This is a genomic window from Desulfosporosinus sp. Sb-LF (genome assembly GCF_004766055.1).
GTDB lineage: Bacteria > Bacillota > Desulfitobacteriia > Desulfitobacteriales > Desulfitobacteriaceae > Desulfosporosinus.
Window position 1 is genome coordinate 569,064 of record NZ_SPQR01000001.1, and the last position, 22,574, is coordinate 591,637.

18 protein-coding genes and 1 riboswitch are annotated in these 22,574 nt (G+C 43.0%); of the genes, 12 read left to right on the top strand and 6 right to left on the bottom strand.

Features of this window, described 5'->3' with window-relative positions:
* Positions 1-13 precede the first annotated feature (13 nt).
* From E4K68_RS02780 to cobT, 4 genes are all read right to left on the bottom strand, one after another.
* Positions 14-1,633 carry a spore germination protein gene (locus E4K68_RS02780; RefSeq protein WP_135377186.1) on the bottom strand — a complete coding sequence of 540 codons (1,620 nt, stop codon included), beginning with the start codon at positions 1,631-1,633 and terminating at the stop codon, positions 14-16.
* A 233-nt stretch (positions 1,634-1,866) separates the two neighbouring features.
* The gene (cobS, locus tag E4K68_RS02785; protein WP_135377187.1) at positions 1,867-2,604 is read right to left on the bottom strand and encodes an adenosylcobinamide-GDP ribazoletransferase; all 738 of its coding nucleotides are present in this window, start codon (positions 2,602-2,604) and stop codon (positions 1,867-1,869) included.
* A gap of 6 nt (positions 2,605-2,610) precedes the next feature.
* Complete coding sequence (gene cobU / locus E4K68_RS02790; protein ID WP_135377251.1) at positions 2,611-3,204, bottom strand: bifunctional adenosylcobinamide kinase/adenosylcobinamide-phosphate guanylyltransferase; 594 nt, start codon at positions 3,202-3,204, stop codon at positions 2,611-2,613.
* A 55-nt stretch (positions 3,205-3,259) separates the two neighbouring features.
* Positions 3,260-4,339 carry a nicotinate-nucleotide--dimethylbenzimidazole phosphoribosyltransferase gene (gene cobT, locus E4K68_RS02795; protein WP_135377188.1) on the bottom strand — a complete coding sequence of 360 codons (1,080 nt, stop codon included), beginning with the start codon at positions 4,337-4,339 and terminating at the stop codon, positions 3,260-3,262.
* Between the two features lie 109 nt (positions 4,340-4,448).
* Positions 4,449-4,624: riboswitch (cobalamin riboswitch) on the bottom strand.
* A gap of 214 nt (positions 4,625-4,838) precedes the next feature.
* Between cobT and E4K68_RS02800 the strand changes: the two genes are divergently transcribed.
* The 4 genes from E4K68_RS02800 (at position 4,839) to E4K68_RS02815 (ending at position 7,522) form a co-directional block, all read left to right on the top strand.
* Positions 4,839-5,048: a hypothetical protein gene (locus E4K68_RS02800; RefSeq protein ID WP_135377189.1), complete on the top strand. Its 210-nt coding sequence runs from the start codon at positions 4,839-4,841 to the stop codon at positions 5,046-5,048.
* A 21-nt stretch (positions 5,049-5,069) separates the two neighbouring features.
* Positions 5,070-6,044 carry a CoA transferase gene (locus E4K68_RS02805; protein ID WP_135377190.1) on the top strand — a complete coding sequence of 325 codons (975 nt, stop codon included), beginning with the start codon at positions 5,070-5,072 and terminating at the stop codon, positions 6,042-6,044.
* Entirely contained in the window at positions 6,044-6,850 is an 807-nt protein-coding gene (locus E4K68_RS02810) for a CoA-transferase (protein WP_135377191.1), read from the top strand. Before E4K68_RS02805 ends, E4K68_RS02810 begins: the two co-directional genes overlap by 1 nt.
* 267 nt (positions 6,851-7,117) lie before the next feature.
* Positions 7,118-7,522 (top strand): cytochrome c, encoded by a 405-nt coding sequence (locus E4K68_RS02815; RefSeq protein WP_158291361.1) that lies wholly within the window; start codon positions 7,118-7,120, stop codon positions 7,520-7,522.
* Positions 7,523-7,662: 140 nt separating this feature from the next.
* On the opposite strand, the gene E4K68_RS02820 is transcribed toward E4K68_RS02815, so the two are convergent.
* Positions 7,663-8,943, bottom strand: coding sequence for an Nramp family divalent metal transporter (locus tag E4K68_RS02820; protein WP_135377193.1), 1,281 nt, complete (start codon positions 8,941-8,943; stop codon positions 7,663-7,665).
* A 274-nt stretch (positions 8,944-9,217) separates the two neighbouring features.
* Here E4K68_RS02820 and E4K68_RS02825 point away from each other — a divergent pair, with 274 nt between their 5' ends.
* On the top strand, positions 9,218-10,576 hold the full coding sequence (locus tag E4K68_RS02825; RefSeq protein WP_282432953.1) for a hemolysin family protein: 1,359 nt from the start codon (positions 9,218-9,220) through the stop codon (positions 10,574-10,576).
* A gap of 158 nt (positions 10,577-10,734) precedes the next feature.
* Here the strand turns inward: E4K68_RS02825 and asnB are convergent, their stop codons facing one another.
* Positions 10,735-12,624, bottom strand: coding sequence for an asparagine synthase (glutamine-hydrolyzing) (gene asnB, locus E4K68_RS02830; RefSeq protein ID WP_135377194.1), 1,890 nt, complete (start codon positions 12,622-12,624; stop codon positions 10,735-10,737).
* A gap of 177 nt (positions 12,625-12,801) precedes the next feature.
* On the opposite strand from asnB, the gene E4K68_RS02835 reads away from it, so the two are divergent.
* The 7 genes from E4K68_RS02835 (at position 12,802) to E4K68_RS02865 (ending at position 22,475) form a co-directional block, all read left to right on the top strand.
* Positions 12,802-14,226: a hypothetical protein gene (locus E4K68_RS02835; RefSeq protein WP_135377195.1), complete on the top strand. Its 1,425-nt coding sequence runs from the start codon at positions 12,802-12,804 to the stop codon at positions 14,224-14,226.
* Positions 14,213-16,321 (top strand): AAA family ATPase, encoded by a 2,109-nt coding sequence (locus tag E4K68_RS02840; protein ID WP_135377196.1) that lies wholly within the window; start codon positions 14,213-14,215, stop codon positions 16,319-16,321. Before E4K68_RS02835 ends, E4K68_RS02840 begins: the two co-directional genes overlap by 14 nt.
* Positions 16,305-18,074: a DUF2357 domain-containing protein gene (locus E4K68_RS02845; protein WP_135377197.1), complete on the top strand. Its 1,770-nt coding sequence runs from the start codon at positions 16,305-16,307 to the stop codon at positions 18,072-18,074. Before E4K68_RS02840 ends, E4K68_RS02845 begins: the two co-directional genes overlap by 17 nt.
* A 104-nt stretch (positions 18,075-18,178) precedes the next feature.
* Entirely contained in the window at positions 18,179-19,009 is an 831-nt protein-coding gene (locus tag E4K68_RS02850) for a DMT family transporter (RefSeq protein ID WP_135377198.1), read from the top strand.
* A gap of 418 nt (positions 19,010-19,427) precedes the next feature.
* Positions 19,428-20,348 (top strand): 2-dehydropantoate 2-reductase, encoded by a 921-nt coding sequence (locus E4K68_RS02855; protein ID WP_135377253.1) that lies wholly within the window; start codon positions 19,428-19,430, stop codon positions 20,346-20,348.
* Between the two features lie 101 nt (positions 20,349-20,449).
* Positions 20,450-21,682, top strand: a complete 1,233-nt coding sequence (locus tag E4K68_RS02860; RefSeq protein WP_135377199.1) for an LL-diaminopimelate aminotransferase — start codon at positions 20,450-20,452, stop codon at positions 21,680-21,682.
* 166 nt (positions 21,683-21,848) lie between these two features.
* On the top strand, positions 21,849-22,475 hold the full coding sequence (locus E4K68_RS02865) for a GyrI-like domain-containing protein (protein ID WP_135377200.1): 627 nt from the start codon (positions 21,849-21,851) through the stop codon (positions 22,473-22,475).
* Positions 22,476-22,574 lie beyond the last annotated feature (99 nt).

Below are 22,574 nucleotides of genomic sequence, written 5' to 3' on the forward strand. Positions count from 1 at the left end.
AAAAAGTTAGTTCTTATTCAGTATCTTTTTCTGGAGGTGGGCTAGGTTTAAGTCTGAATTCCTGTCGTTTGGGATCATGCCAGCCGATCGTCCTAGGTCGAGTTAACATAGTCCATAAAGGTGCTCTAACAAAGGTATCTTTCAAGTCACGCACAATGAGTGGTGCGATAGGAGAAAGATAAGGAGTCCCAAAGGACCTTAGTGACGCTAGATGAATGTAGACCCCGATTAGCCCAATCATGATTCCAAAACCACCTATAAACCCAGCCAGAATTGTAAAAATGATACGCAATATTCCTCCTGAATCCGTTTGCGCAGGAACTACAAAACTAGCTACCGCTGTTAAAGCTACTACGATAACCATAGGCGCACCGATTAGTCCGGCGGTTACAGCGGATTGACCGATCACTAGGGCTCCTACAATACTTACCGCTTGACCGACAGGTCTGGGTAATCTTACTCCAGCCTCTCTCAGAATCTCAAATATAATCCCCATCGTTATGGCTTCCACCACGGCTGGGAAAGGAACCCCTTCTTGAGCAGCGGCCATGCTAAATAAAAGAGGAGTGGGAAGTAATTCCTGGTGAAACGTTGTCAAGGCCACGTAGGTGGCTGGGGCGAGAATGCTGATCATATATGATAAAAACCGAATCATCCTAATCAAACTTGCGAAGTATGGTCGGGAATAATAATCTTCAGCGCTTTGAAAGCTTTCTATAAATAGCATGGGAACAGTAAGTACGAACGGAGTACCGTCGACCAGAATGGCTGCCCGTCCCTCAAGCATCTTGGCCGCTACAGTATCGGGTTTTTCGCTATTCGCTACGGTTGAAAATATGGAGAAGGGTGCATCTTCAATAAATTGCTCAATATAGCCAGATTCAAGGATCGAGTCGGTTTTGATATCTATTAGCCTACGCTTAATCTCCTCAATGAGCAAAGGATTCGCAATTCCCTTTATATAGACTATACAAACACTTGTTTTAGTGCGTTGACCTATTTTCATAGATTCCATGATTAAATCCGGGTTCTTGATTTTGCGCCTTATTAAGGTTGTGTTTGTAAGTATTTTTTCTGTAAAGCCTTCGCGTGGTCCACGGACTACGGATTCGGTTTTTGGTTCTCCAACACTTCGGGAGTTCCAACTAGCGGTCATGATTTCTAAGGCTTCAAGACAACCATCGACTAGTAATAGGGTCTCGCCAGACAAACAGCTATCGATAATTTTTTGGATCGATGTCGATTTACTGACTTCCCCTACAGAAAGCATGTTCGTTCTAATAACTTCAATAGCGTTAAGGTTTAAGGCATCGTTATTAATGGTTAAACGTGATTCAAACATTAAAGGTTTGAGAATATTTTCGTTGATTGTATTCGAATCGGTCATTCCATTGAGATAAACAATCGCTGCTTTCACTTGTCGATGCTCGCCGAGGGTAAAATCTCGGATAACGACATCGTAATTTTTCCCGAGTAGGCCCTTTATAACATCTAAGTTTGTTGTAAGACTTTTTGAAAGGGAAGTAGGAATTTCCTGGTCAGTATGAGAAGTTTCCAGTTTTATTGGATTTCTAGGAGAGTTTTCGATAAGGAATTTCAAATACCGAAATTTGTTATTTATGTAACTAATCACTACCCCCGTCCCTTCCTGGAGTCATCCTAGTTAATATGACCAATGTAGTCTGAAGTTATTTATCTTTCTTAGATTGGCATAAATCTTGAACAAAAAAAGGATTATACACCTACAAAATGGTGAATAATCCTCAAGCTTATATGAAATTCTCAAACGAAAAAAGTGTAATAAACTGGGAAGGAAGGTATGGCCCCTTTTTATTTGATGAGGGATAATAGAACTATATAGCTGAGTCAGTGGAGAAAGGGAAAAGCCACCAATAAGCACACAACTTCGGAAACTTCGATAAAGGCTCCATAAAGGTCGCCGGTCAATCCCCCGAGAAGAGAAGAAACCCTGGAGGCAAAGACGCTTATCGTGAGGATGGATACTCCAAAGGCGATGAGTCCGGCAACTCCTGCAAAGAAGAAGGAAATCCCGCAAACGACCATGCCAATGAGAAGAAACGGAATCCAACGTGTAGCTTCATGAAATCCTTTGCCAAGCCCTTGGGAGCGCGCGTAAGGAAACCCGATCATGCCGATTTGAAAAACCCAACGAGAGAGCATGGGCATAACAATTAGGATGGAAAGAGATTGGGGGCTAGTCAGACTGGCAAGTAAGGTGAACTTAAGAAGTAATAAGCCGACTAGTGCCATAGAGGCGTGGGCCCCAACTCGGCTATCCTTCATGATTTCCAGGATTTGTTCTGGACTTCGAGCGGATAATAATCCATCCATACTATCCATAAACCCATCTAGATGGATTCCTCCTGTAAGCATTAACTCTGCAGCTAATAAGATAGCACCTAAAACCAAAGGGGGGTAATACGGAATTAAAGCCTTCGCCAAAAGCCAGAGGATTAGACCGATCACTAATCCAACCCCGGGATAATACCTGTAACTATGTGTAAATTCTTCCGAAGAAACGTCTTTTGGTGATGGAAAAGGAAGCCGAGTCAAAAAGGTTAGGGCAATGACAAACCCGCGCAAATTAAATCACTCCTTGAGTAGGGAAGCAAGCAGTTTCTCACCGGAGTGTTTAATCTCCATAGGAAAACCAGCTACGACCAAATACACTTGATCTGCACACTGAGCCAGGATTTGATTGCTGCGTCCGGACAAATCGCGGTAAGCTCGGGCCAAGGGGTTTTCGGGAACAATTCCTTGACCCACTTCGTTGGTGACAAAGAGGACTTGCGGTTTTATCTCTTGGGCAAGCAGGGCGACTTCCTGAACCATAGCTAGGATTTGCCCCTCAATGGTGGGACTAGCCTCATCTTGGTTTGATGATTCTGCTTGTTCTGCTAAAAGAAGATTAGTAAGCCAGAGAGTGACACAATCGAGGAGAATAACTCCGTTCTCGTCTTTTAGTCGGATTAAGGTATCACGAATGTTCAGGGGTTCTTCGATGAGCTGCCAAGTAGACGGACGTTGTTTCTGATGTTTCTTAACGCGCTGGGCCATTTCTTCGTCCCAGACCTGGGCGGTCGCAATGTATGTGACTGGACAATTTGCTGAAGCAGCTAGGAGTTCGGCAAAGCTGCTTTTACCGCTCCTCGCACCGCCTGTGATGAGTGTAAATTGAGACATAACATTCACCGACTCCCCTAGTTTATTGGATGGAGATGAGACATGCTGCTTCGGGTTAGCTTGATTGCTCACTGACTCCTGCATCAGCAAAGGTCGCCATTTCCTCGAGGATATGAAGGGCGGATTCAACAATGTAAAAGGTTATGGCGGCTCCTGTTCCTTCACCAAGTCTCATATTCAGGTTAAGTATTGGATCAAGCCCTAGGCCGGATAATGCATTGCGGTGACCTATTTCGACGGACCCATGAGAGGGAATCATATAGGCGATGCTCTTAGGAGCCAGTTTTGAAGCAATGAGTGCGCCAGCAGTCGAGATAAATCCGTCGATCACAATGGGAACATGGCTAGCAGCAGCTTGAAGGATCGAACCAGCAATCGCCGCAATTTCTAAGCCCCCTACTTTGGTTAGAACATCGAGGGCGTCCGTTATATCAGGTTGATTGACTTCAATGGCTTTTTCAATGGCACAACGTTTTCTAATGACTCCGGCGTCGTCGATTCCGGTTCCACGCCCAACCACATCTTCAATGGAGGAATTCGTCAAGAGGGCGACGATGGCAGAACTTGGGGTAGTATTACCGATTCCGAGTTCACCTGTGGCAAAAAGGTTATATCCTTCAGCGATCTTTTCAGAGGCAACCTCAGCTCCGACTAGTAGAGCTTGTAAGGCTTCTTGCCGTGTCATGGCTGGGCCTTTGGCCATATTTTTAGTCCCATCAGCGACACGTTTATGAATAATATTTCCCTCTAATGGAAAGGCAATACCGACATCAGTCAAAAATACCTCGGCATTCGCTTGGCGAGATAGAACATTGATGGCGGCCCCACCGTTCATGATATTATACGCCATCTGAGGGGTAACTTCCTGAGGAAAGGCACTTACTCCTTCTTCGACGACTCCATGATCTCCTGCCATTAATAGGACGGCTTTCTTTTGGATTTTAGGGCGGGAGGTTCGTTGGATGCCGCCGAGTTGCTTGGCCAAATGTTCTAATTGGCCCAGGCTTCCCTGAGGTTTAGTGAGTGAATCTAAGCGAACTTGGATTTGGGCCATAGCTTCCTCGTCAAGGTCTGAAATGCTCGCAATCAGAGTTTCAAGTTGAGAAAATAGTTGGGATTCTGTTAATTTTTCCATTGGTTTTCTCCCCCTTAATATTTTTATTTGTAAAAAAAAGTAAAGTCCTGACCACAAATAACTTTGTAGTCGGGACTTTACCGTCATCACCGCCGCTCCCCACGGTGTGGGAAACGTAAACATCTTAGGCAGGTCTCCTGGCTAACGAATCATCGCTTAATCCGTAACCTTCCCAGCATAACGCCAGTGGTTTACGAAGCTCATCGAATACAGTGGTGGGTCCGCGTCGGTTTTAAACCGAACTTCCCTATTCTCCCAATGGGCACCTAAAATGTATATATTCTTTCTTTTAAGCATAACACACCCTTTTTCTAATCTCAAGTACTTGTTCATAATTTGACGAGCTTTAACTCTGTTTGGTGCCTGAAGGCAAATGAAGGGCACTCAACACTACGATGTCGGGGAGTTAAAACATGAGAAACTGGGCAAATAATATAAAATATTCATATTTATTTGAATAATATAAAAATAAGTCTTGACGTCCTAATGAGGGCTAGGTATGATGTTATTATTAGGAATCTTAGTGAGAGAATGTTCCCTTCAAGAGAGAAAAGAGAAGAACGTGAGGTGTGAGAAATTCAAAGGTCAGACACGTCTTTACAAGGACTCAATTGACGAATGTGGGTATTTCTCCATCAGTTTAGGAACAGATTTTTCGATGGTAGCGATTGAAAATGTCTCCAACAAAAAAGTGCTAAAAACCAGCTAATAAAAAAGGAGGTATAAATACATGAGCAGACCCCAAAAAGTTAGTTTAGCAGAGGCCATCAGCTTTATTAACGATGGCGACATGCTGACATTTAGCGGATTTACCATCTGGCGTCGTCCAATGGCAGCCATCATGGAACTAATTCGACAGGGTAAGAAAAACTTGCATTTAGTGGAGGTCAACGGCGGGACCCACAGTGATATGTTGATCGGGGCCGGTTGTGTAAAGATATGGGAGTCGTGTTGGAATGGTCACGAATTATTTGGCAAGATCGCAGGAAATATGGCTCGCAAAGTCGAAGCGGGCGAGTTAATCATTGAAGATTACAGCCATGTGCAGATGCTTTGCCGTTTGGTGGCAGGTTCTCAAGGGATACCGTTTACGCCCACTTATGCTGCGCTGGGGTCCGATATTTTGAATCCGGAATACGATATGCTGGGTAAAGCTGGTCTGCGTGATGGCTCTAATCCCAAAATACCAGCAAAAAAATACGAAATATACAAAGAGAACTTTACCGGGACTGAAGTGGCTCTAATTCCAGCTGCCCAGCCCAATTGGTGCATTGCGCACGTTAATATGGTGGGCTCAGAGGGAACCGTTCGGGTATTGGGACAAAAGTTCAGTGATGAGGAGGCGATGAAATCAGCCGACAAGTTAATCGTCATTACTGAGCAGATCGTACCGGAAGAGTTCATCCGTCGTGAGCCGGAAAGGAATCTTATTCCGCCTCACTTGGTTGACTATATTGTGGAATTACCTTGGGGAGCCCATCCCACGGGATGTTTTGGCGCTTATGAAACAGATGGGGCTTTCATCAATAATTTCTTCACTAAGACGCGTACCCAGGAAGGCTTTGATGAATGGGCTAAAGAATGGATCTTTGGAGTTGCTGATCATGAGGAATATCTTAACAAGCTGGGCGTCAGCCGCCTAGAAACTTTGAGGGCCAGCGCTGCGCTAGGCTATTCCACCAAAGTGAAAAGGGGGTCGAGATAATGGCTAGTAATGATTTTGCAAAAGTTGGCGAATTCAAACCAATCGACCTTCTGGCCGTATCCGCAGCAAGAGAGGTAACAGACGGGGAGGTTGTTTTTGCAGGAACCGGATTGCCCATGTTGGCTATCATGTTGGCTCAGAAAACCACTGCGCCTAACGCAGTATGTATTTATGAGGCCGGCAGTGTGGATGGAAGGCCCATTTCTCTGCCCACCTCCGTGGGGGATGCTCGCTGTATCTATCAGGCTTCGATTGCTTCTGGTTTATACGACGTTTTTGGACAACTGCAAAGAGGAAATGTGGATATGGCTTTCTTAGGTGGTGCAGAAATCGATCAGTATGGCAGTGTCAATACCACCGCCATGGGGGGCTACTCCCCAGTCGGCAAGCGTCTAACGGGTAGTGGTGGAAACGCCGACATTAATGCTCTCGCTAAAAGAACTGTCTTTATTATGATTCAGGAGAAACGACGTTTTGTAGAACGCTGTAGCTACATCACTTCACCGGGATGGAGAATCCCTAAGTGGCCGGGTGGCGAATTCGTCCATAAAAAAGAGGTTTACGGCAAGGCTTTCCGGGGCGGTCCCTGGGCTGTTATATCCAATATGGGTGTCTATCATTTTGATGACGATGGAATAATATATCTAGATACGGTTCATCCAGGTTTTACCCCTGAACAGGTCAGAGAAAACTGCATGTTTGACTTGAATATTTCGAGGGTGAGCGGGGAAACCAAGCCTCCAACTTACAATGAGTTAGAACTACTTTACAAGACGGTTGATCCGGAAGGTATTTTCTTACCTTAAGAATAGCTGTAATCGAAGTAAACCATATAGGTAATTAATATGAAAACTAATGCTTAATACAAAAAAACACAAAAAAGATAAGCAATTCCTTGAAGAATTGCTTATCTTTTTTGTGTTTTTTCATAGATTGAACATATTTTCAATCTATGAAATCGCATTTAGTATGATTAGATTCGTCGAAGGGAATAAATAAACTAGCTCAATTAATAAACGATCCCTTTACGGGTTAAACCCTGAATTAGTAATATGAGGGAGGTCGAAATAATCATGAAGAAACTTTTGATCACGGGATTACTAGTCGGTACAGTAGCGATCGTTAGTGGGTGCGGTTCGCAAACCCCAGCTCCGACTCCAGCTCCACCCCCGGCTCCGCAAGTTCAATCACCAACCACTCAGACCGCGCCAACAACGGGCCAGACGCCTGCGTCATCCACCTCGACAACGACCACGGCGGCAAGCGGAAAAGATGTGTATGACCAAAAATGTGCGGGCTGTCATGGTGCAGGAGGTGCGGGTGGTTCCGCAGCAGCCCTGAATAAGGAAAGTAGGACTCAAGCTCAAGTTTATGAGGTTGTCAAGAAAGGTAAAGGAAGTATGCCTGCTTATGCTAATATGCTTAGTGATGCTGAAATGCAAGCGGTATCGCAATATGTGGCAGGCCTAAAAAAGTAGGCGTTGATATGTGGAAAGCACTCCTTCGAAACATCGAAGGAGTGCTTTGTCTATTATACAATAAATGATTTGGGCAGATGCCGTATTTGTTTATGGGATTTGGAAAAGAGTTTTTCCTAGTGTTGAGAGAAAAGGGGAATTCAAGATTTAAAGGTCAAGAACAGCAAAACACCGTTTAAAGTGATGATTAGGCTGACGACGCCTACTCCAATCCAGTTTGTTATTCGTCGATTGACCATTTCACCCATAATATCTTTGCGTTTTGTAATCAAAAGAAGGGGAATTATCGCTGATGGAAGAGCGAAACTCAATACCACCTGGCTCAAAATTAGGATTGTCATGGGATTTACTCCGAGAGCTAGAAGGGCTAAGGCGGGAATGACAGTAATGATACGGCGAACATTTGGCGGAATATCAAGGCCGATGAACCCATTCATCATGCATTCCCCTGCCATTGCACCCACGGCTGAGGAAGACAGCCCAGACGCAAGAAGTGCCAACCCAAAAGCTCCGCTAGAGAGGGATCCGAGTAGTGGAGACAAAGAACGGTGGGCTTCTTCTATCGTGTCAACAGGTAAGCCATTTGTGTAAAAAACAGAAGCGGAAACGATAACCATCGCAGCATTCACCAAAAAGGCAATATTCATAGCGATGATGATGTCAAGGCGTTCAAGTCGGAAATGTTTTTTATTCGCCACGAGATCATTCGCTGTTCGGCGACTTTTTACCAGATCAGAGTGAAGGTAGATCACATGGGGCATGACAGTTGCTCCGAGCATCCCAACGGCTATCAGTACGCTATTCGAACTTAGGCTGGGAATTAATGTATGATAAACAACTTCGCCCCAAGCAGGCTTGGCATAAAAAATCTCTGTGAAATAGGAGAGGCCAATGACCGCAATCAATACAGTAATAACGCGTTCAACAACATGTTGCCCAAACCGTTGTAAATATACGATCAAGAAGGTAACGCCGATAGTCAATAACCCAGAGGAAAGTAGAGGAATACCAAACAACAGATAGAAACCGAGTGTCGCACCCAAGAATTCGGCCATGTAAGTTGCCATGGCAGCTAACAAGGTAATGATCCAAAGGAAGATATTTACCGGCCGACTAAAAACTCGACCACAATGAGTCGCGAGATCCGTGCCAGTGGCGATTCCGAGTTTTGCAGAAAGTGTTTGTAAGAAAATGGCCATAAGATTGCTCCACAGAATGACCCAGAGAAGTGTGTAATTAAAGTTAGAACCTCCACTTATGTTTGTTGCAAAATTTCCGGGATCAATGTAGGCGACACTCACGATAAACGCCGGTCCTAGATATCTTGATAAGGCTTTGAGCTTATCTTGCCATGTTTCACGTATAAGCGGAATAGGTAAAGCAACATTGCGTGTAAGGATGGGGTTTACTCCTTCATTCATTAGAGAACACTCTCCATACTAAGGGTTTTTTCATACCCTGTCACACCACCTTTTCTTTCTATATTGACTGAAGTCCTATTTCTAGCGTATGGAATTGAGGGGGAAGGGGTGACATATTTTTTACAACTACCTTCCCATCGTATATAATGGAAGTATTAGCTATCAGACACTTCAATTAAGAAATGTCGTCAGTCATTTAAACGTTAATTTGGAGAATATTTAGATATTGTCGCAAAAGCTTGGAGAAGATACAAAAATATAACGAAAGGAAAAGGTGAAAATCATCGAAGGTCTGTTCTGGAGTTTCTTTAAGGTTTTTATTGCCTTTTTATTGGTTGGAATAAACGGTTTTTTTGTGGCTGCTGAATTTTCGATGGTAAAAGTCCGCAAAACACGATTGGCAGAACTTGCGGAGAATGGTTCACGAAGAGCCCAAACAGCTCTCGAAGTCACATCAAAACTAGATGCATACCTTTCCGCTAGTCAGCTTGGTATTACCCTCGCTTCCCTGGGCTTAGGTTGGCTTGGAGAACCAGCGATCGCGACTTTGATCGAACCGTTGTTCTTAGGTGTGGGCGGTTGGGATCCAGTCTATACGGAGTCCATCGCTGTTGCGATAGCTTTTTTACTCATTTCATTCCTACACATCGTGATGGGAGAGCTTGTCCCTAAATCTTTGGCCATCCAAAAGGATGAGAGTACTGCACTGGCTACTGCTGGCTTCTTAAAAGGTTTTTACCGGGTATTCTATCCGGTAATTTGGGCACTTAATAACTTGGCCAATCTTGTGTTGCGTATATGGAAAATTAAACCGGCCAATGAAGCTGATTTAGTGCATAGTGAAGAAGAATTGCGCATGTTGGTCGATGCCAGTCAGAAATATGGCTATCTGGATAAAATGGAAGGAAAACTCCTGGACAACGTGTTCGAGTTTTCAGACCGTATTGCGAGTGAAGTGATGATTCCTCGCCAAGATATGGTGTGTATCTTTGTTCAGGATACGTTTGAGGAGATTCTCGATATTGTGAACAAATATGGGCATACGCGTTACCTGTTGTGCGATGATGATAAAGACCATGTTCTCGGCTTAGTTCACATGCGAGACATCTTTCGGCTCAAGGAACAGTCGGACGTAAAAGATATCACTCAAATTAAGCGGGATGTCCTCGTCGTTCCTGAAGGAATGCCAATTTCACATCTAGTACAGAAGATGCGGAGTCAGCGAACCCATATGGCTATTATCGTAGACGAATTTGGGGGATCGGCGGGGCTTGTCACGATTGAAGACATGCTGGAAGAATTGGTCGGGGAAATCTATGATGAATTTGAGTTGGAACAGCCATCTATTCAGAAATTGGCTGAAAATGAGTATTTGCTTAACGGCCGGGTTTTGATGGAAGAAGTTTCAGAACTCCTTGACATTCAACTTGAAGAAGAAACGGTCTCTACCATTGGAGGCTATGTTTTTTCCCGTCTCGGTCGTAAGCCTGTCAAAGGGGATACAATCTATTTTGATGGATTCCATTTTGAAGTGATGGAGGTCAACGGGTTTAGAATTACCAAAGTGAAGGTTATGAGAAAGCCACCCGAAAGTAAAGCCGGCGAAGCGGCCAATGTTCATGAAGCGGTTTAATCCGCGGGGGGTCTACCTCTACCGAAGCAGAGCATAGAGGTCCTAACTGATAAAAAGTGGGAAGAAAGCCCAAGACGGCGTTAAACGTAGTCGTTAAGGGCTTTCATGGTTCGGGGTTCATTTTGCAATCAGGTCATTTGGGTACATAAATCGTTCGCTTAACGAATCATTACTTTGTTTCCCACTAACCAATAGTTGACTTGAATAAGATAGGCAAAAAGCTGTGGAATATCCATTAACTGTCCGAACCAGGGACGACCTGAAGGCATGGTATCTGAAAGCTTCATGAGATCTCGAAGGGCAGGGAGGTTGAGGAAGGGAAGAATCGGCGAAGACGGGTCTTCGAGGATCTGACTGAGCCAGGTGCGAACGGCAGAAAGATAACTAGGGTGATGAGTTTTTGGATAGGGGCTTTTGCGACGCCATAGCACATCGTCTGGCAAGATGCCAGTGAGGGCATGTCGCAGAAGTCCTTTTTCTCTACCTTCAAGTGCTTTCATCTCCCAAGGGATATTCCAGGCATATTCGACTAAACGATGGTCACAGAAGGGAACTCGGACCTCAAGTCCGGTAGCCATAGTCATTCGATCTTTACGATCGAGTAGAGTTGGCATGAAACGGGTTAAAGTTAAGTAGGTAATCTCGCGGATTCGGGTTTCACGTTGCAGATCTCCCTGAATGGTTCTACTGTCTTGGTGAGAAATGGAGGAAGACCCTGGTAGCTTGGAGATTTCTGCTAAAGCTTCTTCATAGCGTCTTGACAAATAGTCATGGGGCTGAAGGCGTGCAATAAGTTCAGGCGAAAGAATCTGTAAACGGTTTTCAACATGCAAAGCCCAAGGAAAGGTTTGCGCGTTGAGGGCATCTGGACGATGAAACCAAGGGTATCCGCCAAACACTTCGTCGGCGCATTCTCCAGACAAACCAACTGTTACTTTGTTCTTGATAGCGCGTGAGAAGAGTAGCAATGAGGCATCGACGTCGGCCATTCCAGGAAGGTCGCGAGCAAGCGTGGCCGCTTTTAAAGTTTCAACGAGTTGGGGAGTATCAAAAGCAAAGTTGGAGTGTTGGGTTTTGAAAGTTTGGGACATTCGTTCAATCCATGGACCGTCTGCATCAGGTTGAAAATCATTTGTATGAAAATATTTATCATTCTCAACATAATCTACAGAAAAAGTCGGAAGGGGTCCTTTTCCATTCTGGTTAAGGAATTCAGAAGCGATTGCTGTAATAGCACTCGAATCTAGACCTCCGGAGAGCAGAGTTCCGATCGGTACATCAGAGACCAATTGCCGTTTGACAGTATCCAGAAATAAGTCTCGTATCTTAGCAGTTGTCGTTTCTAAATCATCTTCATGGACGTTGTAAGGTAGGGCCCAATACCTTGTAATCTTCAGCCCATTTGCTGAATAGGTAAGAACATGCCCCGGTTTTAATTCGGAGATTCCGTCGTAAACTCCCATTCCTGGAGTACGTGCTGGTCCGACGAGGAAGACCTCAGCTAATCCTTCCCTACCAACAATGGGGGAAATATCCGGGTGTTGTAATATGGCTTTGAGTTCTGAAGCAAAGATAATTGAACCTGACTGTTCACTGTAGAAGAGGGGCTTAACTCCCAGGCGATCACGCCCAACAAACAGTTGCTGCTCTTTACTATCCCAGATTCCAAAGGCGAAAATTCCGTTTAAACGCTCTATGCAGGAGGGGCCCCATTCTAAGTAAGAGAGAAGTACTACTTCAGTATCAGAATGCCCTTCAAACCGGTATCCGAGACTCAAAAGTTCTTGGCGGATCTCGGGCGTATTATAGAGTTCACCATTATAAATCAGGGTATAAGTATGTTCACCTCGCTGGCGAATCATGGGCTGACGGCCCCCTTCGGGGTCAACAACAACCAGGCGTCGGTGCCCGAATGCAGCACGGGGGGAAATCCAGTACCCTTCTGCATCCGGACCCCGGGGTATAAGTGTTTGAGTCATTTGGATGAGAACATCCTTTTGAAGAGTTAGATCATGTCCCCAATCTACAAAACCTACAATTCCACACATGTTAATTCCTCCTCTAGTCGGTAAAGATAACCATTATCAATTAGATTTAATACACTCTATTCCCTTGTAGTTAAAAGTGTTCATGTTTTTCCCTAAGTTTTCTCCGCATTCGGAAGGGATTCCGAACGTTAATGAAGAAAATTAATAACCATACCTTGATTTTAAGGGAGGGATACCATGAATAATATTCAATATGACCCTGAACTGATTTTGAATGGATTCACAGAAGAAGTTTTAAAGGATTTAGCGAGAAAATTAAAACGAAAAATAAAAGCAACAAAAAACGAAAATATTCAGGAGATTTTGTCCCCTCCAAGAGGAAAACCTGAGGGTAAGGTTAAGGTTTGGCAAGAAATCAATCGGAATTTAAGAAAAGAATTAGAAGCCCTCTCAGAGGAAACATCGATGATGTTTTCTTCAGGTAATGTACCTCTAAAAGAACAATTTAAGGTAGGATACATGTTTACGCTGAGCTCAGACCCACAGATTAAAGCAATAGGAGAAAAATTATATTGTCAAGCTGCAGAGAGCAAAGATCAAGAGAGAGAGGAAAAAGAAGAAGCTATGGCAGCAATAGCCTTGGACTCTATGAAAGCTAGAGAAGAAGCCGATGAAATGCTAGAAGCCAGAGAAGAAGCCGATGAAACAATAGAAGTTAAAGAAGAAGCCGATAAAATGCTAGAAGCTAAAGAAGAAGCAGACGAAACGATAGAAGATAAAGAAGAAGCAGACGAAACGATAGAAGCTAAAGAAGAAGCAGACGAAACGATAGAGGCAAAAGAAGAAGCAGACGAAACGATAGAGGCAAAAGAAGAAGCAGACGAAACGATAGGGGCTATAGAGGAAGCAAACGAAATGATAGAAGCTAGACAAAGTAACGAAACGTTGGAAACTGGAGAAATGATGCAAGCAAGAGAAGTAAAAGTCATCATTGATAGGGCCTACGAACCTTCCATATTGAGGATGCCCTCCGGAGAAAAGGAAACTCAAGAAACCGAAGAACTCCACAAGAGGATTAGGACTTTAGAAAATAAGTTGAGAAAAGCCAATATGGACGGGCTCAGAGTCAAGGGACAGTTAGAAAAACTTAAAACAGACATGGTAGCGCTGAAATCTCAGTGGATTAGAGAAAAGGAAGAGGCAGGAAAATATCGTAATAGGGTGAGAGAACTTGAAGAGGAACGGGAAGATAAAGAAAAAGAGCTAGAATTACTGAGCCAGAAACTAGAACAGAAAAAGCCCCTGGCTCAACAAAAAGTAATGGAACAATCACCGCGAAGAGAACTACAAAAAGTTAAGGATGAACCATGTGCTGACATCGATCTTACAATATACCAGGGGCGAAAAGCTTTGATTTTTGCTGAACGTGACAATGAAATAGATAGTAGGCTCATTGCCTTGGGTATCATTCCAATTTGGGCTATGGAAATTGATTGGAATCGTCCACGACGGAGAATGTCGACGTGTGAACTTGTCCTCTATAAAATGAATGACGAGAAGCTTAAGAAAATTGATGAGATTAGGGATATTGCTAAGTACTGGAACATCCCGTGCAGTGAACTCTTGAATATCAGTGGGAGGACCGTCCATGATCAGAGATAGTAGGATCTGGAATTCAATCATAACTGGAAAACCAGTCATCGAAAGTATCGATGTGGATATAAACTCGCAGTCTTTACGGTTACAGGTGGATATGATTTCCATTTTGCCAGATAGTCTACACAAGGCTTTAGATGGACGTCGCCAAATTACGATTTGGGGTAAAGATTTAATGTTGGCCGGATTTCCGGATGAACTTGTGACAACCTCTCATTTTAGACAGTTCGAGATTAATGAGAACAGAAAATCACGGGCGAGGGAATTCTTTAAAAGTCGGCTCCTTTCTTTTACGGTAGAAGCTGTCAAGAAGGACACTCAAAGAGTATATTTTAACGGAAAAAATGTTGCTTTTCACGATACACCGATTACCTTTAATCCCTATACTTCGCAATTTACACCAATACCGATTATTGCAAGAGACGTACCAGCGGAGCGAGTTCAAAAGATTCTTTATGAGAAACTCCCTTCCATTGATTTTCTATCTTATCAATACCCAGAAGATCCCCCTTTAATTATAGGCTATCAGAATCATTTTTTTGGATGTAAATCCGGTTGGCTGGGAGAACTTAGGCAACACTGGCGTATTTATGTTGCTGAAGGGGAAGAAGTGACTTGTGTCCCAGCTGAAATTCCTGAAAGTAAAATTTTAAGGCGGGGAAACTTGGCGTTTCTGCTTGATGAGGATTTAAATGAAATCAGTAATCATTTGTTGTTTGGTGAACCTTTTCCAGCCAATGAGTTTATTAAACGGTTTAGCACATCAACTCAGGCATTCGTAATCTCAACAAGTCAGTCCTCATTTGAAAAATTCCCGGAAATTAAAACTGTGCCAAAAGTTAAGATGCCAGAGGTTCATTCTATGGTGAGAGATGCAATGACGCGACCTTCTGAAGTGCTTGAAGCTGGGATGCAGGATTTTGAGGTGCAGGAGGGCGTGGATAGTCGAGAGCAAACGTTTATCAATGACTTGAATCAAGTAGCTTTGTCGAATCAACTTGTGTATGACATGGAGGACCTTGTGAATTTTCATATAGCTATTAAAACAGGCGCCTTAGTGGTTTTAGCAGGAATGTCTGGAGTCGGGAAATCCCAGTTAGTCATTAACTATGCCCGTGCTTTAGGACTCTCAGGTGTGGATGAAGCTGGTGAAGAACGCAAACAATTCTTATTTATACCGGTTCGCCCGCACTGGAATGATGATGCTGACTTGATTGGTTTCTACGATGCGATTCACAAAATTTATCGTCCAGCGGAAACGGGTCTTGTTGATTTGCTCATTGAAGCGGCTAAAGAAGATAATAAAGACAAGCTCTATCTTATCTGTTTTGATGAGATGAACCTTGCACGGGTCGAACATTACTTTAGCCAATTTCTCAGCATTTTGGAGCTTTCGGAAGATCGATATCTAACATTATATAGTGAAAAACTCGCACCAGAGGTGTATAACCGGCACGAGTATTCGCCGAGGGTTCCCATCGGAAACAATGTGTTTTTTATTGGCACGGTTAACATCGATGAATCTTCGTTTCAATTTAGTGATAAAGTTCTCGACCGGGCGAATGTCATTAGTCTCAAAATATATGAATCATTGCGCGCTTGGAAAGCGATGTTCGAAGAAAGATCATTAGGAAAACCGTCTGAAGAACGAACTCAACTTTCGCCTGTGCCTGGAAATGTATTTGCTTCATGGTGTAATAATTCACCAAGTGAGATCGGTTTGTCGGATGCGGAAATCGATTTTCTAGATGAATTGAACTCAGTTCTTCGCAAAATTGACAAAGATCGGGTTGTAGGGTATCGAATTATTCGCCAAATTGGTTCTTATTTAAAAAATATCCCATCTAGTAAGGATGGGCAAGGTCTCCTGGATCGTGGTAAAGCATTTGATCTTCAATTAGTGCAACGGATCATGACGAAATTCAAGGGACCAGAATCGGATTTAGAACCCCTCTTTGGTAAATATTCCGAGCGAGAGCAGGCATACAGTCCAATTCTTCAGTTATTTGAAAAACACCGTGCGGTTTCGACATTCAGCTATTCCCGAGCTGTCTGCCATAAAAAGGCGAAGGAGCTTTTAGATCATGGCTACGCGTCTTGAGGATTCCGGTTTTTCTATTGTTTTTCTAATAGGCAGACAAGAGATGCCGCGATTGGTTACACCGGACAGCGTTATTGAGGTATTTGAACGAGAAAACCTATATGTTTCGTATACTTCGAATCAAGAGAATGCATACCTTTATATTGACGGTCTGGATGGATATGCCTCATTAAAGCTTCATCTTGATGAGGAAGGAATCCCGTGTCTTAGGCCAGGAACTCAACGCTTCTCTTTATATAGTGATGTCAATGAGGATTACCCTTTGATTCCTGGGGACTATATGATCTTCGTAAAAAGCAAAGGAGAAGTCTGCAGCTCGTTAGAAGCAACGTTAAGAATTAGACCTAATAATATAACGGAAGATCAACTAGACGTGATGCGTAATGAGCTTAACGAAATGGTCCAGGGGCTCGCTTTTGACCAAATTCGGACGAGTCCTGGGCTTAAACTCTTTGAAGAAAGAGGGGTGCTTCCCCCTCTGGTGTTGGCGGAGTTTGTGAGTCTAAATCATATGGTTAGGAAGCTTGAGGTAACCCTTGAAGATTTGACCCGCCGCCCGGATCAGTATCTCGAACGGCAGTATCGTGAAATAAAGGCCTGTGCGAACTCTAAACAGGATGCTAAGTCTTACCGCTGGTTGTTATCGGCTCAAGGACAACGTGCCAATGTTGATTCTAAGAGCGTAGTTCACCCAGAAGTTATCCTTGGAGTTATCGATTACCACACGTATAATACACCTGAAAACCGGATGGTGCTGGGCTTTCTTCATTATATTTTGTCTCAATTGGAATTCGTTTTGCAAGCCATAAGGTGCACGATTACAGAAGAGCAGAGGGCGATCGAAGCGAGAATTCCCTACGTTATGGTTCAAAAATCAACTAGCCACGAAGTTCGCGCCTTGAAGGCGAAAATTGTAAGTCTCGAATCGATGGAGCGTGAAATGCAAAAAGGGATTTTTAACGTCCGGAAATACATGGATCACCCTGTGTTAAAGGGACTAACACCGTTAAGCGCCTCTAATCAGTTTTCCCCGAAGATTCAACGAGATTGGCGGTATAAGAGAGTCTTCACTTGGTGGAAACAACTGAGAGCACAAGATTTTAAAGTTCCTTCACGTCATGATTTTAAGGTGCAGTGGAAGCGGACCGATGTTCTATACGAATATTGGTGTTACATGAAAACCATCATTGCGCTTGAACAATCGGGGTATACCCCTACTTCTGGTTGGATTTATGATGATTCATATAAAGTGAATCAAGAGTTTGTGTTCCCAGTGCTTCAAGATGATACGTTAGTGGAAATGGTCAAAGGTCCAATTCGCCTATCCGTGCTATTTAATGAGAAAATGCCCCGAGCGCGGCGCGGTGCACTGCGAAGTAAGCGCATTCTCTATATGGAAGGAACTAATTATAAGCCGGATATTCGAATTGACGTTTTCGATAATAATGTTTATTCCGGCTCCATAATCGTCGATGCCAAATACCGTAAGAAATTAAACATTTGGAATAATGACAGGATCGAAGACGAGAATCGTCCGAAGAATATGAATACCTTACAAAACTATTCTAACTCTCTGAAGTATGTTGAGGATCCAGCAGGGGTTTCTAAGGCTCTCAGAGTGATTGCCCTTCACCCAAGCTACGGGCCTGAGGTGGAAGACATTGAGGATACGAATGTGAGTCTCATTCAACTACGGCCGAAAGAGCGGTTATCGCATTACTCGGAGTATTTGGTGCGGATAATTGAGGGGTGAAGCGAGGAGAGCAGGTGCCTTTGCATGTTCGCTCGAAACTTATGTTGCTACTATTTGATTTTTGAGGAGATTTAAAATTGCTATTGAATGATTCCCACAGGGGTATGTTATATATTTTTTTATCCGCGATTCTTCTAAGTACAGGTGGCTTATTTATTAAAATTGTGCAGGCAAATCCACTAGCTATTGTAGCGTTGAGGTCGGGTATAGCAGGTCTGACATTGCTTCCCTTCTTAAGGGTAAAACATATCAAGCTGAGCGCTTCAACGATCGTCTATATTTTTTCATACACCGTGATGATGGTTGCTTTTGTGTCGGCTACAAAATACACGACGTCTGCAAATGCAGTTGCGCTTCAATATGCCGGTTCTTTATATTTGTTTTTATACAAAGTTTTCAGACGACAAATAAAAGTGCGACTGGGAAATGTAATGCCGATGGCGATGATCATGATGGGCATAATCGCATTCTTGTTAGAGCCCAGCAAAGGCCATAATATGGCGGGTAATTTATTGGCGGTGATCAGTGGGATTGCTTTAGCAGCTATGTTCGGAGCTCTGCCTCAAATCAAGGGTATTTCTCCCGTTTCATTGGTATGTTTAAGTAATTTAGCGATATTTGCCCTCGTTTTTCCCCTGATTCCATCTCATGAAAATCTCCTAGCTATAAGTTCACAGGGATGGATGGCCCTGATTTATTTAGGAGTCATTCAAGTAGCTCTTTCATATATTCTTAATACTAAGGGTGTTCAACTCACAAGCTCTTTGCAAGCCATGGTCTTAGCTATGTTTGAAGCAGTGATGAATCCATTATGGGTGTTTATTTTTATCGGCGAAGTTCCGTCAAGCTATGGATTTGTGGGAATAACGTTGATCCTGGGGGCTGTCTTATTTAATGTCATACAACAAAGCAACTATGAAAAAAGAAGTAGCTGATATAAAAGAGCAAGATTCAACTTTAATACAGAGTCCACATTGAAAAATCCGCCAGCTTTTAGACAGGGATGAAATGGCGGCTGAAAAACAATTAAAAAACAATCCGAAAATGAGCTTCGCACCTTGGTAATAAGGGTGCGAAGCTTTTTTAGACTTTAAATTCGGACCATTTGAATAAACTCAAACGTCAAACTTTTAAACTTGGATAGTTGGGGTTTATTACAAAGGCTTGTTTCTTCAAGGGGAACATCTCCTGAAAAATCCGACATAAGGTCAGATGTGTTTTTACAAGGACACTCCTTATATCCCACTTTTAGAACTAGACAGGAGAATAATTTCTTGGGCATCTCCTTATTTACAAAATCATGATACAATAATTGCATAAAAACTAGAAACGAAAGAAAAGGAATATTGAATGATGAAGATTAGAACTGTTTCAATTGTAGGGTTAGGTGCTTTGGGAACAATCTTTGCAAAGCATTTTTCTGATAAATTATCAATACATGATGTTCGTGTTATTGCAAACCAAAGCCGTAAACAGAAATATGAGATGAATGGTATCTATTGTAACGGAGGGCGTTACGATTTCAATTATGTTTTACCTGAAAGTGAGCAAGAGCCTACTGACTTATTGATTTTCTGTGTAAAGTTCAATCAATTACCGCAGGCAATTGAAGACGCAAGGCATCAGGTGGGAGAGCATACAATCATTCTCTCAGCCTTAAATGGAATTTCCAGCGAAGAAATCATAGGAAAAGCGTTTGGAATGGAAAAAATGCTTTACTGCGTCGCTCAGGGTATGGATGCAGTAAAGATTGGAAACGAGTTGAACTATGAGAACATGGGAATGCTATGCTTTGGTGAAAAAGATAATACGGTTTGGTCAGATAAAGTGACTACTGTAGCAGAACTATTTGATACCCTTGATTTTCCTTATGAGGTTCCGAACGAGATGGATAAACGGATGTGGGGAAAGTTTATGTTAAATACAGGGGTGAATCAGACAGTAGCAGTATTTTCAACGAATTATGGTGGTATTCAAGTAGCGGGCGAGCCTAGGAATGTAATGATCGCAGCGATGAGGGAAGTTATCGTCCTTTCGCGAAATGTGGGTATAAATTTAGGAGAATCAGATTTAACATATTGGTTAGAAGTTCTTGCTAAGTTAAATCCGTTGGGAATGCCTTCCATGCGTCAAGACATGCAAGCTAACAGGAAAACAGAGGTAGGGCTCTTTTCAGGAACTGCCATTACTTTAGGAAAACAATATGGTGTGTCAACACCTATCAATGAATGGCTATATCATAAAATTCAAGAGATGGAAAAGGACTTTAAGTAAATTGTTGATTGTATACTTAACTTGTGTAGTTGCAAAATCTTCAACGAATAACTATAATTTATAAAACGTGAAGTGGTATAAATGAAGGAGCTAGAATACATATGGCACTTGTGAATGAGAATTATCTGAAGTTACCAGGGAGCTATCTTTTTTCTGAAATTGCCCGCAGAGTAAACCAATTTAGAGCGAACAATCCGGAGGCGGATATTATCCGGTTGGGAATCGGAGACGTAACACGTCCCCTGCCACCTGCTGTTATCGAGGCGATGCATAAGGGCGTGGAAGAAATGGGGAGTTCGGATACCTTTCGGGGGTACGGTCCGGAGCAAGGTTACCAGTTTCTTATTGAAAAGATTATCGAACATGATTTCACCCCTCGTGGAGTGGAACTCTCTGTTGATGAAGTCTTTGTTAGTGATGGAGCGAAAAGTGATACCGCAAATTTCCAGGAACTTTTCGGAGTCGATAACATCATGGCGGTGACAGATCCAGTGTATCCCGTTTATGTCGATAGCAATGTCATGGCTGGGCGGACAGGGACGTTCAATAGTGAGAAGGGTCAGTATGAAACAATTGTGTATCTCCCGTGCACAGAAGAAAATGGTATGAAGCCTTCCCTTCCTGAGACACGTGTGGATATGATTTATCTCTGTTTTCCAAATAACCCGACCGGGATGACGCTTTCTAAAGAGGAACTGAAACAATGGGTGGATTATGCTCGAGCAAACCGCTCTATCCTTTTGTTTGATGCGGCTTATGAAGCATTTATCCGAGAGGAAGGCGTTCCGCACAGCATTTTTGAGATTGAAGGGGCCCGAGAGGTTGCTGTAGAGTTCCGAAGTTTTTCCAAGACTGCAGGCTTTACCGGAACCCGTTGTGCCTATACCATCGTTCCAAAGGAAGTCAAGGTCTATGATTCTAAGGGTGAAGCGCATAGTCTCAATCAGCTTTGGCTTAGAAGACAAACTACAAAGTTTAATGGAGCGTCTTATCCTGTTCAAGCAGGAGCCGTTGCTGTATTCTCGGAAGAAGGAAAGCAGCAGATCAAGGAAACTATTGATTACTACATGGAAAATGCCCGGATCATCCGTGAGGGCTTACAAGACGCCGGTTATACCGTATTCGGTGGAGTCAATGCGCCCTATATCTGGATGAAGACCCCGAATAATATGGGCTCCTGGGAGTTTTTTGATAAACTGATGAAGAATGCAAATGTCGTTGGAACACCAGGAGCGGGCTTTGGTGCGAATGGTGAAGGGTATTTCCGTTTAACTGCCTTTGGCACTCGGGAAAACACACTTAAGGCGATTGAACGGATTAGGATGAAAATGTAGGCGAGAAGTGACTCCCAAAAGTAGTTTTCACACTCGAAATCACAGCTAAAATCCGCTTAAGTATTAGATACTTAAGCGGGTCTTCTTATATTAGAGCATAAGTCTGTGTGGACAGCGAACGTAGTTATTTCTGTTATGAATAAATACGAATTACTTTGGAGGTATCATGGATAAATTGGACTATAAAAAGGCCTACAAAGACTTATATCAACCAAAGAAAAAACCAGTTATCATTACCGTGCCTGCCATGAACTTTGTTATGATCGAAGGCAAGGGCGATCCCAATGGAGAGGAATTTTTCCTTGCCACTGCCGCACTTTACAGTCTTAGTTATGCAGTGAAAATGTCCTACAAACGAGTTCATGTTCCAACGGGTTATTATGACTACACTGTTTTCCCCCTAGAAGGTGTGTGGGATTTACTTGACAAGACCTTGCTACCCACTGATAAAAGCAACTTTAAGTACAAAATTATGATGCGCCAGCCAGAATTTCTAACCAAAGATTTATTTGAACGATTTAAAGATGAAACAAAAAAGAAAAAGCCAAACCTTTACCTAGATAAAGTGGAATTTGGCACAATATCAGAGGGCTTATGTTGTCAAATGCTTCACATCGGAAGCTATGATAACGAGCCAGAAAGTTTTGGTATGATGGATCAGTTTTGTAAAGATAACAGATATAAGAGGATTTCTCATGAACATCGGGAAATATATCTTTCAGATCCTCGCAAAATCGAACCAAACAAGCTAAAAACAGTGTTGCGGTATAATGTTGAATGGGTTTGTGTTTGATGAGTTAGCGAAATGCAAGAATTCCTTTTTTAGGTCGAAGGCTTTAATAATTACTAGAACAATGTCTTTTGCGGTCGATCGAGACCTCTGGGGTATGAG

Coding starts and splice junctions, on each gene's coding strand:
- E4K68_RS02860 (WP_135377199.1), top strand. CDS start 20,450: ATGGCACTTGTGAATGAGAATTATCTGAAGTTACCAGGGAGCTATCTT.
- E4K68_RS02805 (WP_135377190.1), top strand. CDS start 5,070: ATGAGCAGACCCCAAAAAGTTAGTTTAGCAGAGGCCATCAGCTTTATT.
- E4K68_RS02865 (WP_135377200.1), top strand. CDS start 21,849: ATGGATAAATTGGACTATAAAAAGGCCTACAAAGACTTATATCAACCA.
- E4K68_RS02820 (WP_135377193.1), bottom strand. CDS start 8,943: ATGAATGAAGGAGTAAACCCCATCCTTACACGCAATGTTGCTTTACCT.
- E4K68_RS02815 (WP_158291361.1), top strand. CDS start 7,118: ATGAAGAAACTTTTGATCACGGGATTACTAGTCGGTACAGTAGCGATC.
- cobU (WP_135377251.1), bottom strand. CDS start 3,204: ATGTCTCAATTTACACTCATCACAGGCGGTGCGAGGAGCGGTAAAAGC.
- E4K68_RS02850 (WP_135377198.1), top strand. CDS start 18,179: ATGTTATATATTTTTTTATCCGCGATTCTTCTAAGTACAGGTGGCTTA.
- E4K68_RS02840 (WP_135377196.1), top strand. CDS start 14,213: ATGATCAGAGATAGTAGGATCTGGAATTCAATCATAACTGGAAAACCA.
- E4K68_RS02835 (WP_135377195.1), top strand. CDS start 12,802: ATGAATAATATTCAATATGACCCTGAACTGATTTTGAATGGATTCACA.
- asnB (WP_135377194.1), bottom strand. CDS start 12,624: ATGTGTGGAATTGTAGGTTTTGTAGATTGGGGACATGATCTAACTCTT.
- E4K68_RS02855 (WP_135377253.1), top strand. CDS start 19,428: ATGAAGATTAGAACTGTTTCAATTGTAGGGTTAGGTGCTTTGGGAACA.
- E4K68_RS02845 (WP_135377197.1), top strand. CDS start 16,305: ATGGCTACGCGTCTTGAGGATTCCGGTTTTTCTATTGTTTTTCTAATA.
- E4K68_RS02810 (WP_135377191.1), top strand. CDS start 6,044: ATGGCTAGTAATGATTTTGCAAAAGTTGGCGAATTCAAACCAATCGAC.
- E4K68_RS02800 (WP_135377189.1), top strand. CDS start 4,839: ATGATGTTATTATTAGGAATCTTAGTGAGAGAATGTTCCCTTCAAGAG.
- cobT (WP_135377188.1), bottom strand. CDS start 4,339: ATGGAAAAATTAACAGAATCCCAACTATTTTCTCAACTTGAAACTCTG.